Raw genomic sequence first — 14,894 nt, 5'->3', positions numbered from 1 at the left:
GGTTTGAGCCAAGCCAGCTGTGCGGCGTCAACCAACAACCGCAAGGCTCGCATTTGGCCCGACACCGCCACCTTCGAAACACCGGGACCGATGCCTGATTGCCGGAACGCGTTCGAGCGGTCATTTGTCTGTCCGGGAAACCGCAGGATCAGCGACAGCTTGGCGGACGCTAGTCGGCGGTTCTTCATGTCTCGTTGCCAGCAACCCGCCGCGAACCAGATTTGAGACCCACCGCCTCAGGTCCTCCATGTAGAGATAGATCACAGGCGTCACGAAGAGTGTGACGATCTGCGATACCAGCAGGCCACCGACCACCGCGATACCAAGCGGCTGCCGCAATTCCGCGCTCGCGCCACTGCCGACCGCGATCGGCAATGTGCTCATGATCGCCGCCGCGGACGTCATCATGATCGGGCGGAAACGCATCAGGCACGCCCTTTCGATTGCCTCTCGGGCCGAGCTGCCGGAGCGCTGCAGCGCGAGTGCCACATCGATCATCATGATCGCGTTTTTCTTGACGATGCCGATCAGCATCAGCACGCCGACGATAGCGATGACGGAGAGATCGAAGCCGCAGAAATAGATCGCGAGAAGCGCCCCGGAAATGGCCGACGGCAGACCGGAGAGCACGGTCAGCGGATGGATGAGGCTTTCGTAGAGCACGCCGAGCACGAGATAGATCGTCACGATCGCCGCAAGGACAAGCAGCCCCTGGTTGGCGGCGGCATCCTCGAAGAGCTGCGTGGTGCCGTAGTTTCGTGTAGTGATCTGCGAGGGCATCCCGATCTCCGTCTTGAGGCGAGCGGCCTCCGCAAGTGCGTTGCCAAGAGCGACCTGGGCCGGCAGGTTGAAGGAAATGGTGACTGCGGGCAGTTGGCCCAGCTGATTGATGGTGAGTGGCCCTGACACCGTTTCGACGCGGGCGAAGGCACCGAGGGGCACGAGCGCGCCATTCGCGCCGCCGACGCGCAGTTCCGAGAACCTATCGGCAGACCACTCGATGCTCTGGTCGAGCTCCATGATGACCTCGTAGCTGTCGCCCGCCGTGTAGATCGTGGAGATCTGCTCTGCGCCAAAGCCGCCATAGAGTGTCGTCCGCACTTGACTGGCATCGACCCCCAGTGTCGCGGCCTTGTCGAGATCGACGACCAGGCGCGTTTGGGGCGCGTTGATCTGAAGGTCGCTGTTGACGTCGGTGAAGAAGGCGCGATCGGAGCTCATCGCATCGCTGAGCTTTTGTGCCCACTCGTTCATCATCGGCTGATCGAGGCTCTGGAGCACCAGCTGATACTGACTGGCGGAGGCGCGCGACCCGACGGAAAGGTTCTGGATCGGCGACATATACGCCTGGATGCCGGGAACGGCCGCAAGTTCCCGCCGGAGTTCGGCAAGAACCGTTTCAAGCGGCGGGCGGTCGCGCTTGGGCTTGAGCTCCACGAAGAGACGCCCGGTGTTGAGCGCGGTCGATGCGCCGCCCGAACCGATCGTGCTTGCCACGTGAGCAACATAGGGCGATTTGGCAAAGACCGCCTCCACCTTGTTCTGAAGCTCCGACATCGCGGCAAAGGAGATATCTTCGCGCGCCTGGGTGGTGATTTGGAGCTGGCTGATATCCTCCTGAGGGAAGAAGCCCTTCGGGATCGTCGTGATCTGATAGGCCGTGATCGCGATGGTGAGCACGAAGAGAAGAAGCACCAGGCGACGCTGCCGGATACAGACCGAAAGCAGCCGTTCATATGCATTCAGGACGCTAGCGAAGCCGCGCTCGAACGCAAGGTCCAGCCGCGCCAGCACGCCGTCGCCTGGCGCGTCGTCCCTGCCGGCCGGCAGTCGCGCGGCGAGCATCGGCGTCAGTGTGAGCGAGACGAAGGCGGAGGCGAGGATCGCCACGGTGACGACCACCGCGAACTCGTGAAGGATGCGGCCGATGACGCCACCCATCAACAGAACCGGGATGAAAACTGCGACCAGCGACAGCGAGATTGCAACGATGGTGAAGCCGATTTCCTTCGAACCGGCAAGCGCGGCGGAAAAGGCGTCGATGCCCTCCTCTTCCATGTGCCGAACGATGTTTTCCAGCATCACGATCGCATCATCCACCACGAGACCGACGGACAGCGTCAGCGCCATCAGCGAGATGTTGTCGATCGAGAAGCCGAGCGGGTACATCGCGGCAAATGTGGCGATGATCGAGATCGGTACGGCCAACGCCGGAATGAGCGTTGCCCAGAGACGGCGGACGAAGACGAAGATAACGAGGATCACAAGACCGACGGTGAGCGCGAGAGTAAATTGGACATCGTGCACCGCACCGCGCACCGAAACCGAGCGATCGTTGAGTGTTTCGATGGTGGCCGACGCAGGAAGTGACTGGCGCAGCGACGGCAGGAGCGCCTGCACCCGGTCGACGACTTCTACCGTATTTGCATCCGGCTGGCGCTGGATTGCCAGGATTATGGCCCGCGACCCATCATGCCAGCTCGCCGTCTGATCGTTGGCGACGGAATCGATCACCGTCGCAACATCGCCCAGCCGCACAGGCTTGCCGTTGTCGCTCTTGATGATGATGTTTGCGAAGCTCGCAGCGTTCATCCGCTGCGTATCGGCGACGATCGCCACCTGGCGGCCTTTCGTTTGCGCGGTACCGAGCGGCGAATTGTCGTTCGCCGCAGCAACCGCTGTCTTCAGCGCGTCCACGGAGATGCCACGCGCTGTAAGCGCATCCGGATGCATCTGAATGCGCACGGCGTACTGCTGGCTGCCGAAGATGGACACTTCTGCCACCCCGTCGAGTACGGACAAGGTGGGAGAAATCACCTGTTGCGCGATCGCATCGAGGTCGGTGAGAGGCACGGTATCGCTCTTCAATGCCAGCAGCAGTACCGGTGCATCGGCCGGGTTGACCTTGCGATAGCTTGGCGGCGCCGGCATATCCTGCGGCAGGAGCCTCAGTGTCCTGGTGATCGCCGCCTGCACGTCGGCCGCGGCGGCATCGATGTTGCGCCCGAGCACGAACTCGATGGAGATCGACGTGGAACCTAGCGCGTTGGTCGTCGAGATCGTGTCGATCCCGGCAATGGTCGCGAACTGCTTGATCAGCGGCGTCGCAACCGAAGTTGCCATCGTGTCCGGTGCCGCGCCCGGCAACGAGGCCGAGACGTTGATAACAGGGAAGTCGGTGCGCGGCAGGGCCGCAATCGGCAGGACGAGATAGCTGAAGGCACCCGCAAGGATAAGCGCGACCGACAGCAGCGCGGTGGCGATCGGACGGCGAATGCTGAACTCGGACAGTGGCATCTCGTTCACTCCCGGTATATCGCGGGACATCAATCCGTCAGCGGTTGTGTGCCCGGAGGCACCGCCTTTACGGTGTCGCCCGGTTTCAGGCGGGATTGTCCCTCGACCACGACGCTATCGCCTGGCGCGAGCCCCGATGCGATCACGGCCAGTTTGCCGTCGTCGAACAGAGGCTTTACGGCCAGCGTTTCCACTGTGTTGTCATTCTTCACATGGAAGACGAAGGGTCCGTTCTGGCCCGGCTGAACGGCAACGCTCGGGATCACCGGCACCTGATGCAATTGCTCCCGTTCGATATCGATGTCGACGAACTGTCCGGGCCAGAGCTTCTGCGCGCCATTTTGGAAGGTTGCCCGCATGGCGATCGTGCCGGAGGCGGCGTCGACGGAGGAGTCGATGAAATCGAGCACGCCCTCGCCTATGGCCGTGTCCTCGCCGCTAGGCTTGGCACGCACGCGCGGCGGTTTGCCCTCATCAAGCAGTGTCTTGAACGTCTGCAATTGTTCTTCAGGCAAATGGAACGTGACCTCGATCGGGTCTATCGCCGTAATCGTCACCAGGTTGGTCGAAGTGGCTCCGGTCTCACCGACAAGATCGCCAAGCGCGACCTGAACTATGCCGAGGCGTCCATCGATCGGAGCAGTGATCCGCGTCAGGCTCAGCGCAACCTGATCGGCCTCGACGGTTGCCCGATCGGCGTCGAGGGTTGCCTGCGCCGACTGTTCGACCGAGAGGGCGGTGTCATAGGTTTGCTGCGTGCCCGTCTTGTCGTCGCGCAAGGTTTTTGCGCGCTCCAGTTCCGTTTTCGCGTCCGAAAGCTGGGCGGTGTCTTTGACAACGATGGCCGTGTCACGTGCGAGTTGTGCCTGTATCGCGCGGTCGTCCAGCGTGAAAAGCAGATCTCCCGCCCTGACCATCTGCCCGTCCTTTACGTGGATGGCAGTGATCTGGCTTGCGATACGGGCACCGACCTCCACGGTATCGGGCGCCTGGACATTGCCCAGGGCATGGACGATGACAGGCACGTCCTGAAGTGTAACCGTGGCGGTTTGAATCGATACGATGCCCCCATGCCTGCCGCTTGTGGGTTTTGCGTCGGCAGGTACCATCTTGCGCGTGATACCGAACCCCGCAACGGCAACGCCAAGTAGGACCGCAACAATCAGGATCGTGATGTTTGAGCGACGGGCCATCTGCACCTCGACAATCCTCGATCGGCACCGACCCCAGCCGGGGCGTGCATTCCGACGACTTGGAGCCAAAAGCGTGTCCACGCAGCCAGCATCATCCGTTTCCCGGAATGCGTGCGTACGGTGGAGTACCGGCCCGGTTCAATCCATTGAGGCGGCGCTGGTTCCTGGGAACGTTCGCGTCGTGCCAACGCTTCCAAAATTGGGCGTGAATCTGGCCGCTTCAATGACGCAACACGCTGGAAAACAATTAAAAATTGTTCATGTTCGAAGGCACGCGCAGTGCACCTAGCAAAACCTGGTGCTTGTTGGGACCCCTAGGCAGGCTTCGCCAAATGTCCCCGCGGTGAGGTCAGATACAGTCATCTGGCCTCGTCGCCACGACGGGGCCATTTCTTCCGAGGAATCTTCCCCAGCACACGCGCGCTGTTCTGCTCGCCAATGATCCAAAATCCCTTGGGATCAAGGTAGAGATCAATCGACATTCGGGCGGACGTAGAGCTCTTTGCAGGGCACACTCATTCTCGTGTTCTGATACTACAACTTCTAAAATATACGCGAACGAGTGCGGAACGCGCGCTGCACGAAAGAGGTCCGTACGACTTGCCTTTACCTAAGTGGGTGAGGAACAAAGGCGAACGCGGGGAAACGGCAAACCTGGGACCTAAGTCTGATGTCCATAGAAAAAGGTCTGGGTCGCATTGCCAACTTTAAACTACCTTGCCATTGCTAGTTGAGCGTCAACCGCACCATTGACGCTAGTGATCCCAGGGCGCGACCCGCCCCAAGCACTGCCGCGCTCTGGGGTCCGTTGCAAGCCTCCCAGCTAAACTGCTCCCTGTTCGACGTTTCGAGTTGGAGGTGGAAAAACCCCGGACTTAGGTCCGGTGCATAGCCGCAAAGGTCCTAGTCAGATTGTTCAATCGAACGACACCCGCCATGGTAGTTGCGCACCAATGAGCAGCGGACAGCCCTCCGTCATTGGCGCTAGTGACCCCAGAGCGCACGCCCCAGTCCCATCGACTCGCGCTCTGGGGTCCACCCCCCCAAAAAAAAGGAGATAGTGAAGGCGATCCGCATTAATCATCGGATAGAGCGGTACGGGGCAACAGTGCCGGAAGCCGAAGTCATCGACTTACTGGCCGAGGAGCTGTGGAGCGTGCCCGTGGCGACCACGAAGGAACTCGTCGGCATTGACGCCAACAAGCGGGACGCCGCCAAACGAACGATCACCAACGTGCTGCTGGCCGCCCTCACCTCCGGATATGAATGCACTTTCTTTAGGCCCGAATACCGCGGGATGGGTCCATCATCTCATTCGCAGGACAGAAACATTGACGCTGAACGGTGACGCGATACCGTGCTCAACATGTCTCTGACCACCGCCTTCATCTCCGAGCTCGTCTGGGCGGCCAACCAAGTCGAACACCTGACCAACTTCGAAAAGCGCCGACTTCTCGAGCGCGCGGTCGTCACAATCCGCGAGATGCGCGACCTGGTTGGCATTCCTGAGAGTAAGACTGAAGCAGACACTGTCATCAATCTTCAGACCACCGCGGCCGGCATCGAACGGCGGACTGCCGACCAGATAAAGACCGCGCTTCTCGACGCGGCCGATATGATCCGGATTTTGCGGATTATTCTTGATGGGAAGGAGTGAGCGTCTCGGCACGCAGCTGCCGGCAAGCGGTGGCGCGCTCGCCGGCAGGTTTCGGCAAAAGCGCGCTTCACTCCCCCTTTTTGTCGGGGAGGAGCGCAGCGATATCAGCGGGCGGATTTGACGTTTCGAGCCACTGGCCAAATCGGGCAAAGGTGTGGGCGGGCTGGCTTGGCTGGGCTTTTTCTCTGCTCATATCAGACAGGATCGCAGCCGCGAGCGCACGTGGCGTCTCGTAAGGGATGGTGGCAACAGGGTTGCCCTCTGGGTTCCATTCTACGCTACGCACAACGGTAGCGATGAAACCCCAATCATATGGGATGCAGACTTGCTGCTCTTCGAGAGACATCGCATGCCACGCACTTAGAGCGACGTCTGCAAGGTCTATGGCAGTTCGACGCAACTCAACGCTGCTGGATTTGTTCCATGCGGCGCGCAGCGAGGGGGATGCGCCGAGGGCGTCGGCCATGTTGGCCCAAACACAGATGGCGGCGTCAGAACGTTCAATATATTCAGTCTCATGCATTAACAGGGCGCTCCTATTTGATTGCCCTCCCGGTGTCTTCTGCGCGCCCCTGATTCGTCAACATTAAGTTGCATTTTGAAGTAATTTACCAACAACCAGAAGCGTGCTCCGATATCTGCTTCAGACTTAGGTCCGGTGTGACCACGCAAAGGTCCTAGCAGCGTTGCCGAATCTGAATTGCCCCGCCATTGCTGCCTAAGCACCAACGGTTCGGAGGCCCCCGCCGTTGGCGCCAGTGATCCCAGAGCGCGACCCCAGCCCCAAGCGACCCAGCGCTCTGGGGTCCACCTCAGGGCTAGGTTCCGCAACGGTCGAGCGCGCGGCGCTTCATCTGAGGTTCACGCTTGAGGAACCAAGCTGAGACCTTGAGAGGATGCATCAAATGAAAAAGCTATTCCCCACCCTCGCAGCCATGGTCCTAGCGGCATCTTTCGCGCTACCGCTAAACGCCGCACCGATCTTCGTGCCGAAACCCGAACAAGTGCAGGCCGGCGATGTAGAGCAGGTAAAACACTGGAAGCATCGTCATGAGCACGCGGATCGCCACTGGAAACGGCAGTACGCCCACCGTCCGTGCGATTACTACGGCCGGTGCTATTCCCGGTATTACGGCTATCGCGATCGTTACCGGTACGGCTATCGTGACTATTATCGCTACGAACGGCGGCAAGGCGTAACAGTGTACTTTGGTTACTAGCCGGCAGCGCCCTGTTTGACCAGCACACTCTTTCCTAGCCCCACGTGATGGCGGGGCCATTTCTTTGTCTGGATGAAGGGGAAGAGGCTCCGGACTTAAGTCTGGCACGCTCCGGCAAAGGTCCTAGCTGCGTTGCTCAATCCGTATCTGCCCGTCATGCTGTTTGCGCGCCAAAAGAGCATCGGTCTGCCCTCCGTCATTTGGCGCTAGTGACCCCAGAGTGCACGCCCCAGTCCCACAGACTACGCGCTCTGGGGTCCACCCGCCCTCCCCAAAATCTTAGGGTGCATTTCTGCGCCTATCGGCCCGCCGCACCCTGGCCTAGCCTCCTCACTCAAAGGAGAACAGGGGTGGCCGAGTACAAGCGATGAGAGAGCCTTGTCGGTTGCGATAACGCTTTCGGTTCCGAAGTCACCATCGGCCCCGAACATGGGGAGTGAAAAGTGCCAAGCGCGATCAATCGCCGCTGTAGTGCCTGCACGTTCATAATCATGTTGCGACCTTTTGGTATGAGTAACAGTTAACCCTTTGGGCGGCGCCTGAAGGCGAAAACGCCGGTTTCCGATAAGATCGGACGCCTCACAGTGCGATTGCTCAGCTCCGGTGGCAGCTTTCAAGCACTCAGGTTCTTTCGTTCCCTCCAACATTTGAGGGCAACCGATGAAACAGCAGATATATTTTCACGTGGTCGCCTGGACGCGGCAGAGTACTGAGGATCCGATTTTTCTGTTCGGCGACCTGAGCGAGACGCAGCTCAAGCGACAATTTGTCAGGCCTTACCGTATCGGAGGAAAACTCCATCTCGGGCAGAGGGTCCTGAACGCCGCAGAACTTACGCGGGTCATGATAATCGAAACACTTGAGCCAAAGGCCGAGGTTCTCAAGGCTTTACAGGAGCGCAGTCTGAGACAGATTGAGGAGGTTAACCTCCATACAAGTTGGGAATACTGGGTTTCGACCGGCTATGGCTGGGACGATGATGACATTACATATGCCGGCAACGACGTCACTGCCCGCTATGTTAGGGGTAGGCCTGGTTCCCCTAGCCTACTGTACCAGATCGCTCATAGTCACTGGCTCCGCGTCGTGGGTGCCGGGCTTGTGCTCCTCGCGATTTCTGCCTGATCTAGCTTTGAGATCAGGGTTATCCGGGGAGTGTCATTGGGATGACGCACGCGGGCGTCGGGAGCGCGGCGTCATGCGTAGCGAAGCCCGTCAGACTTCGCAGTGTGGTTCATTTTGGTCTCCGTCAATCGCTGTCGATCAGTGAAGCTCAACCCCGCGATCTTGCGGCAGATTGAGACGTTTGCGGATAAACGAGATTTCAGGAACCTATCACGTGCAGGTGTTCTCGGCTCGTGTCGACCCGCGCCAAGGCATGTTCGAAATCGCGTTCAACGGTAAGACTCTGCGCGCGTGTGCGATTTACGAGGCCGTAGGTGAGACCGATGTTTCTAGTGGTCAGCGAAGGTTAGTGGCTGCAACTGATCCAATCTGGGTTACTGCCACAACCCCTCGGTCAGCAATTGACGCCTTCTTCCAGGCACTCATCGAGCAGTCCGAAGATGCTTGATCCAGCGTATACTTGCAACATCTTCACCGGCTGGAGCTATTCAGCGGCAATCGGTAGGTCATGATTTAGCTCATTGTTAGGACGACTAGACACCATCCAGCGTTGTGGCATGATGCCAACGGGAGGAGCATGATTGGTTATGACTGGGACGGCGCGCGCAGGCGCCGTATGAAGATTGCGCGATTTGGAACTGCAGTCGCACTAGCTGCTCTGTTGGCTTCACTAACCGCACAGGTTGTATCAAAGGCACTCTGAGCATCTACTTAAATCGTCGATTCAACTCGACTTTTTCCCCCTCTGAGACGACCGATGAAAAAAATCGAGCAGCGATACTTCCACGTCATCGCTTGGACCACGCAGAGTGGTGACGAGCCGAGATTTCTCTTGGGCGATCTCAGTGAGAACCAGCTCAAAAAGCAATTCGTCAAGCCATATCGCACTGGCGGGAAAATCCTTGCCCAACAGAAAATCCTGAACGCCACGGATCTGAAGGCGGTCAAGATCATCGAAACGCCGGTCGTAAAGGACGAAGCCCTCAAGGCTATGCAAGATCGCAGCTTGGTGCGGATCGAGGAGTTTAGGCGACAACGAAACTGGACATCCATGACCTTCGCCGGCTACGGCTGGGACGATGTGGACATTGCCTATACCGGTAACGAGGTCACCACTCACTATGTCAATGGTAAGCCTGGTTCCCCTAGCCTACTGAACCAGATCATTCATAATCATTTGCTCCGCGTCGTTGGTGCCGGACTTATACTTCTCGCGCTCCTCGCCTGGCTAACGACTTGAGGCGCCGGAAGAACGACCGCATTCCGCCTTCGGCTTCAAGCGCGATCACCCACCGGCTTCCACCATTTGTCGAATACCTGCATTTTTCCATCCGCTCATATTCTTGAGCAAATGGGGCAGCATGGGTTCTAACCTATGTGTTTCAGGGGGCATTTATGGAGCACGACGATACAACGATCAGCGCGCAGTTTTTGGGTAGCGGTGTCAGCCTGATATCGAGGGATCCGCTTTTGGGGAGCTTCGAGTTGGTCTCATCGACGGGCGCTACGATCGAAGTTTCGCTAGACCGTCCCAGTGCGGAGGCACTGCTGTCAGCGCTCGTCCAGTTCCTCTCGCAGGGGCAGGCTGCGGAATTTGATGATGGGATGTGACTGAGAATGGCCGACGCGGACGCCGCATGAAGATCGCGCGATTCTGGACCGCCGTCGCTCTGACGGCTTTGCTGGTGTCAGGCCTTCGATCGCTGCAACGATCCCGTTTCTGAGCGCACACCCAACCAATCGTGATCGGGCATGCCCGTCGCATCCTTTACTCGGTTCACGTAACGGGTGAACCGCCTGACCATGGCTTCTTCGTCCGCCATCCTTGTCGGTGCTTGCGGCTCGATGGATTGACAGAGCGCATTTCACCGGAGAGATGATCGAGGCGAACATGATCGCGGCTGGCCCAAGATCGCTTTCTGCCAAAGGAACAAGACCGCCAAACCGATGATGCACAGCAATCGCTCGATCTTCGAACGCCCCTTCTATCTGGTCATCCTTTGGTGTGTCCTCCTGCTTGTCGCAGCAGGCATGCTGGCGGGCTGGGAACGGCAGGCGCTGGTTGGTGAACTTGAGCAAGAGAGCAAGCTCCTCCATAGCCTGGCCTCCCAGCGCGTCGACCAGCACGATGCCCACCTGACCGCGCTGTCGGCCGTTGCCGTCGCATCCGAAGGACGCAGGCACGACCTGTTCCTGGAAGTCGCCCGCACGATTGCACGCTTCTTTCCACGGATCGATGAGGTTCAGCTCGTACCTCTCGATCCAAATGCGGAACCTGTCGGGACCGATCCACTCGATATCAAGTCCGCAGAGCTCATCCGGGCCGCTGCCATTGCTTCGGACGGGCGCATCGCTCTCCTGCCCCATCCGCAACGCGCCCACCACTACATCATGGTCAAGCGCAGCCCGAACACCGCCGAGGCGCGCTATGGTTTGATGCTTGGTATAGACGCGGCAAAACTGATCGGAGATGGCGGGCCATTCTGGTCTCGCCCGGGCGTCGCGGTTCGCCTATCTCTGCCGGACGGACACCTCCTGCTTCAGCCGGTCGCCCTGCCTGAGGCAATCCGTTTTTCGAAGCCACTGAGCAGCGTGTCGCAGCCGTTGCGGCTGGAAACGGGCATGGAGATCGGGTTCGCGGACATGTTCCCGCCCGTGCAGACCGGATTAGCGCTTTTGTTGGTCAGCCTCGCCTACCTCGCAGGTTTGGCCGCATTGCGCCAGCGTGCGCGTACGCGCACTGCAGAACAGCAGGCAACGCTCAGCGCGCTGGAATCGCGCCTCACGCACGCCTCGCGCGTCAATGCGCTTGGCGAAATGGCGAGCGGCATGGCACATGAACTGACCCAGCCGCTGACCGCAATCCTGGCGCAGGCGCAGGCCGGGCGGCGGCTGCTCAGTCACGGGCAAGACACAGCACTTGGTCCGGTACTCGAAGACACCGTCAGCCAGGCGCGCCGGGCATCGGCCATATTGGAAAGGTTCCGCAACTGGTCGCACCCCCATGCCGCGCCGGTTGTGACCTTCGATCTGCGTGACGCGCTCGCAAATGTTGAAGCACTCCTTCAGCCGGACGCGAGATCCCGCGGAATTCAGCTTGATTTTCAGGTTCCGGAAACGCCGGTTTCCGTCGTTGCCGATCCGGTAGAGATCGAGCAGGTCGCGTTCAATCTGGTCCGCAACGCCTTTGAGGCATTGGTCCCACAAGCAGGCGATGCCGGACGCGTGACCGTTACCTTGAACGAAGACGATAGCACAGTGGTTTTCGAGGTCACCGACAACGGTCCCGGCGTTCCGGAAACGCTTCGCCCACGGCTGTTCACGCCATTCGTGACGACCCGCGCCGGTGGTACCGGGCTCGGACTGGCGCTGAGCCAGCGACTGGTGGAACGCGCCGGCGGTGAAATCGCCCTGGTTGAGAGTGACCGTGGCGCCACCTTCCGGGTGACCCTGCCCCGTGCCCGGCGAACCGAGGAGCCGTTGCGATGACCCTCCCCGTCTATCTCGTTGACGACGATGATGCGGTGCGTCGCGCACTGAGCCTGTTGCTCTCGACGGTCGGCATCAAGGTGACGGGGTTTTCCGATCCGCAGGCATTTCTGGCCCAGGTTTCGCGCCTTGCTCCCGGATGCCTGGTGCTCGATATCCGCATGCCCGCCATCTCTGGGCTGAAGCTGCAGGAAAGACTGACGGAGCAAGGGGTAGCCTGGCCGACGATCGTCATCTCGGGTCACGGCGATATCGAGGCCTGCCGTCGTGCCTTTCACAATGGCGCAATCGACTTTCTCTCCAAGCCCGTGGACGAGCAGGATTTGATCGACGCGATCCACAAGGGTCACGAGCTGTTGGAGCGTACGTTGCGCGTGGATGCCGAGAAGGCAGAGACGCTTGCCTTGCTGGCGATGCTCACACAGCGGGAGCGCGAGGTTCTCGACCGTATCGCTGCGGGTTTCACCACCCGCCAGATCGCCGAAGGTCTTGGCCTTTCGCCGCGCACCGTCGAAAGCCACCGCGCCGCAATCGGCGCCAAGCTCGGCAGTACCTCGCAAGCGGAGATGACGCGCATCTGGCTCGATGGGACGAAGACTCCGTAGAACTACGGATCCGCGCGCAAGGCCTACGAATACCCGCGATGTCAGATGCCGGGTAACCTTTCCACATCAACAGGAAAGGAACCTATGATGATCCGCAATATCGTGCTCGCAGCCGCGCTTCTCGCTCCCGTCGCCGCCACGGCGCAGGAATTGCCGACCGCGGCCTACCTGCCGCTCGACATGGCCGTCAAGGCTGCGGAAGCCGCAGTGAAGGCTTGCGCAGCGGAAGGCCACAATGTGAGCGTTGCTGTGGTTGGCCGCGATGGCGCAACCAAGGTGCTGCTGAAGGCCGACAATTCCGGTCCGCACACCGGCAATAGCGCGCAGGGCAAGGCCTTCACCTCCGCAGCCATGGGCCGCGACACCGCTGGCCTGGGCGACTTCATTGCCTCCAAGCCGGCGAATGACGGCCTTCGCGACATGGATGCCCGCATGGTGATCCAGGCTGGCGGCGTGCCGATCAAATTCGGCAAGGCCCTGGTGGGCGGCATCGGCGTCGGCGGTGCGCCGTCGGGCGATATCGACGCGAACTGCGCGACGGCCGGCCTTCAGGCTATCGGCGCCAAGTAATCCGCTGAGCATCACGAGTGGCTCTCACAGAGGGCCACTTTCGGCTGGAGACTCTGCTGGTGCCTCAATGATCCGTAAGGCGCGAAAAAGCCCCTGCGGATCACTTTCACCCTGTCAGAAGCGGACCCGGGCGCCGACCTTGGCGCCGGCCGCCTGCGACCCGTCGCCCTCGATGTTGAACAGCAGCGAGAAGTCGAGGTCCCAGTTGTCGTTGTTCGACAGCGCCAAGCCGGCGGAGACCCGGCCGAACACACCTTCGCCATCGAGCGAAGCGAAGCCAATATCGGCGCCGACCGTCGGCGACAAAGTTAGCCCGTTCTCCAGCTCCAGCGTCCGTTCGACATCAAACCCAATACTGAAGCGCGCCTGCTCCTCGATGAAGCCCTTGAGATCGATCGCCTCGCCGAGCGCGTTCTTCACCGTGTAGTCATCGGTTTCTTCGTTGAAATAGACCGCTCTGAGCTTCGGCGTCAGAACGGTGATTTCGTCGAGTTGCCATTCACCCGTCACCTTCACGTCCGCCATCCAGCGGGTTGTGTCGAAGCTGCCCTTGAAGAGCCCCGTGTCGATGTCGTTCGATGAGCCGCCATAGAGCAGGTTCGCTTCGAGGAACACGGATTCGCTGGCCCCGCGCAGCACGAAAGCGAATTGCAACTTTTAGAAGTGCCGCAGTATCCCAAACGGTCGACTCGTCAATCAGGCAAATATGGATGCTCGAAACGGGCCCGCACCATTCCCTTGAAATTCCCGGCGGCCACTCCATCTATGGCGCATCACCCGTTTCGAGAGCTTGTCATCAGCGATGCTATCAGCATGCGATGACGGCACTCCGGGTTCGAACAGGGCGCTCCCCGGGATACGGGTCGAGCGCCTTGTGTCGTTTAGCGCGGGCGTAAGGGATGTGACGGCGATGTCCTAGATGGCCGGGATCGGCCGCCCAGAAAAAGACCGAGCCTGGTTGGCGCTATCAGTCTGCCTTTATCCGCTGCCGATAGACGAAATACGCACCGGCGGCGCTCATGGCTGCAAGTGCAAACCACGTCAGCGCATAGACCAGATGGCTGTTGCGGAAGCGGACGATCGTAAGGCCGCCGATCGGCAGCGCACCGGGATTGGGTGTTGCATCCGCATCGATAAAATAGGGCGCCACCTTGTGCAGGCCCTTGGCCGCGGCGATCGCGGCGACGTCTCGCGAAAACCACCGATCGCTTGGCGGGTCATTTGACCGCAGGAAGGCGCCGCCAGGTTCGGAGATGCGCAGAAGCCCGGTGACCATGGTGGTTACGTCGGTCTCGCTCGGAGTGCGTGTGATAGCATCGCGGCGATCGGTTGGCACGAAACCGCGGTTGACCAGCACCGTCGAGCCATCGTCGCGGCGCAGCGGGGTCAAAACCCAAAATCCGGCGCCAAGCTCCGTGACGGCCTGTACCAGCGCGGTCTTGTCGTGAGCAAACGTACCGGTGGCGGTGACGCGGCGATATTCGTCCTTCTCCCGGTTGACTGCATCCCAATCGGATTGCGGTGGCGCCGCCACCGCGGGCGCCCCGACGCGCGCCTCTACTCGTGCGATGAGATCGAGTTTCCAATAGAGCCGTTGCACCTGCCAGGTGCCAAGTGCCAGGAACACCGCGACGAGGAAGAGCAAGGCACCCGTCATCAGCAGACGGGCGCGGGAAGATGCGAGGCCCCTCCCCGTTGCCTTGTCGTCGGTATTCATCGTCCTGTCCGCCTGCCCCGT

At 60.1% G+C, this 14,894-nt stretch carries 14 protein-coding genes; 9 read left to right on the top strand and 5 right to left on the bottom strand.

The features are described 5' to 3' along the window. Positions 1 to 120 precede the first annotated feature (120 nt). Positions 121 to 3,297, bottom strand: coding sequence for an efflux RND transporter permease subunit (locus PWG15_RS25275; protein ID WP_275026844.1), 3,177 nt, complete (start codon positions 3,295 to 3,297; stop codon positions 121 to 123). A 29-nt stretch (positions 3,298 to 3,326) separates the two neighbouring features. Continuing rightward, a complete protein-coding gene (locus tag PWG15_RS25270; protein WP_275026843.1) occupies positions 3,327 to 4,490 on the bottom strand; it encodes an efflux RND transporter periplasmic adaptor subunit in 1,164 nt (387 codons plus the stop codon). A 1,060-nt stretch (positions 4,491 to 5,550) separates the two neighbouring features. Here PWG15_RS25270 and PWG15_RS25265 point away from each other — a divergent pair. Further along, the gene (locus PWG15_RS25265; RefSeq protein ID WP_275026842.1) at positions 5,551 to 5,838 is read left to right on the top strand and encodes a hypothetical protein; all 288 of its coding nucleotides are present in this window, start codon (positions 5,551 to 5,553) and stop codon (positions 5,836 to 5,838) included. A gap of 18 nt (positions 5,839 to 5,856) precedes the next feature. Next, on the top strand, positions 5,857 to 6,147 hold the full coding sequence (locus tag PWG15_RS25260; RefSeq protein ID WP_275026841.1) for a hypothetical protein: 291 nt from the start codon (positions 5,857 to 5,859) through the stop codon (positions 6,145 to 6,147). 67 nt (positions 6,148 to 6,214) lie between these two features. Here the strand turns inward: PWG15_RS25260 and PWG15_RS25255 are convergent, their stop codons facing one another. Next, positions 6,215 to 6,670 (bottom strand): hypothetical protein, encoded by a 456-nt coding sequence (locus PWG15_RS25255; protein WP_275026840.1) that lies wholly within the window; start codon positions 6,668 to 6,670, stop codon positions 6,215 to 6,217. A gap of 382 nt (positions 6,671 to 7,052) precedes the next feature. Between PWG15_RS25255 and PWG15_RS25250 the strand changes: the two genes are divergently transcribed. The 7 genes from PWG15_RS25250 to PWG15_RS25220 all read left to right on the top strand — a co-directional run bounded on the left by PWG15_RS25250 (position 7,053) and on the right by PWG15_RS25220 (position 13,156). After that, entirely contained in the window at positions 7,053 to 7,367 is a 315-nt protein-coding gene (locus tag PWG15_RS25250; RefSeq protein ID WP_275026839.1) for a hypothetical protein, read from the top strand. A 660-nt stretch (positions 7,368 to 8,027) separates the two neighbouring features. Then, entirely contained in the window at positions 8,028 to 8,492 is a 465-nt protein-coding gene (locus PWG15_RS25245) for a hypothetical protein (protein WP_275026838.1), read from the top strand. Between the two features lie 757 nt (positions 8,493 to 9,249). Beyond that, positions 9,250 to 9,732 carry a hypothetical protein gene (locus PWG15_RS25240; RefSeq protein WP_275026837.1) on the top strand — a complete coding sequence of 161 codons (483 nt, stop codon included), beginning with the start codon at positions 9,250 to 9,252 and terminating at the stop codon, positions 9,730 to 9,732. Positions 9,733 to 9,887: 155 nt separating this feature from the next. Beyond that, on the top strand, positions 9,888 to 10,103 hold the full coding sequence (locus tag PWG15_RS25235) for a P-loop NTPase family protein (RefSeq protein ID WP_275026836.1): 216 nt from the start codon (positions 9,888 to 9,890) through the stop codon (positions 10,101 to 10,103). A 336-nt stretch (positions 10,104 to 10,439) separates the two neighbouring features. After that, positions 10,440 to 11,981 (top strand): sensor histidine kinase, encoded by a 1,542-nt coding sequence (locus PWG15_RS25230; protein WP_275026835.1) that lies wholly within the window; start codon positions 10,440 to 10,442, stop codon positions 11,979 to 11,981. Further along, positions 11,978 to 12,586: a response regulator transcription factor gene (locus PWG15_RS25225; protein ID WP_275026834.1), complete on the top strand. Its 609-nt coding sequence runs from the start codon at positions 11,978 to 11,980 to the stop codon at positions 12,584 to 12,586. The genes PWG15_RS25230 and PWG15_RS25225 overlap by 4 nt, the downstream gene beginning before the upstream one ends. 87 nt (positions 12,587 to 12,673) lie before the next feature. Continuing rightward, positions 12,674 to 13,156, top strand: a complete 483-nt coding sequence (locus PWG15_RS25220) for a GlcG/HbpS family heme-binding protein (protein ID WP_275026833.1) — start codon at positions 12,674 to 12,676, stop codon at positions 13,154 to 13,156. 114 nt (positions 13,157 to 13,270) lie between these two features. Here PWG15_RS25220 and PWG15_RS25215 read toward each other — a convergent pair whose 3' ends face one another. Continuing rightward, on the bottom strand, positions 13,271 to 13,810 hold the full coding sequence (locus PWG15_RS25215; protein WP_275026832.1) for an autotransporter outer membrane beta-barrel domain-containing protein: 540 nt from the start codon (positions 13,808 to 13,810) through the stop codon (positions 13,271 to 13,273). Between the two features lie 313 nt (positions 13,811 to 14,123). Then, a complete protein-coding gene (locus PWG15_RS25210; protein ID WP_425536813.1) occupies positions 14,124 to 14,873 on the bottom strand; it encodes an SURF1 family protein in 750 nt (249 codons plus the stop codon). Positions 14,874 to 14,894: the final 21 nt, after the last annotated feature.

The sequence above is a fragment of the Ensifer adhaerens genome (assembly GCF_028993555.1).
GTDB classification, from domain to species: domain Bacteria; phylum Pseudomonadota; class Alphaproteobacteria; order Rhizobiales; family Rhizobiaceae; genus Ensifer; species Ensifer adhaerens_I.
The sequence above is the reverse complement of the archived record's forward strand: the minus strand, read 5'-3'. Positions and strand labels throughout refer to the sequence as shown.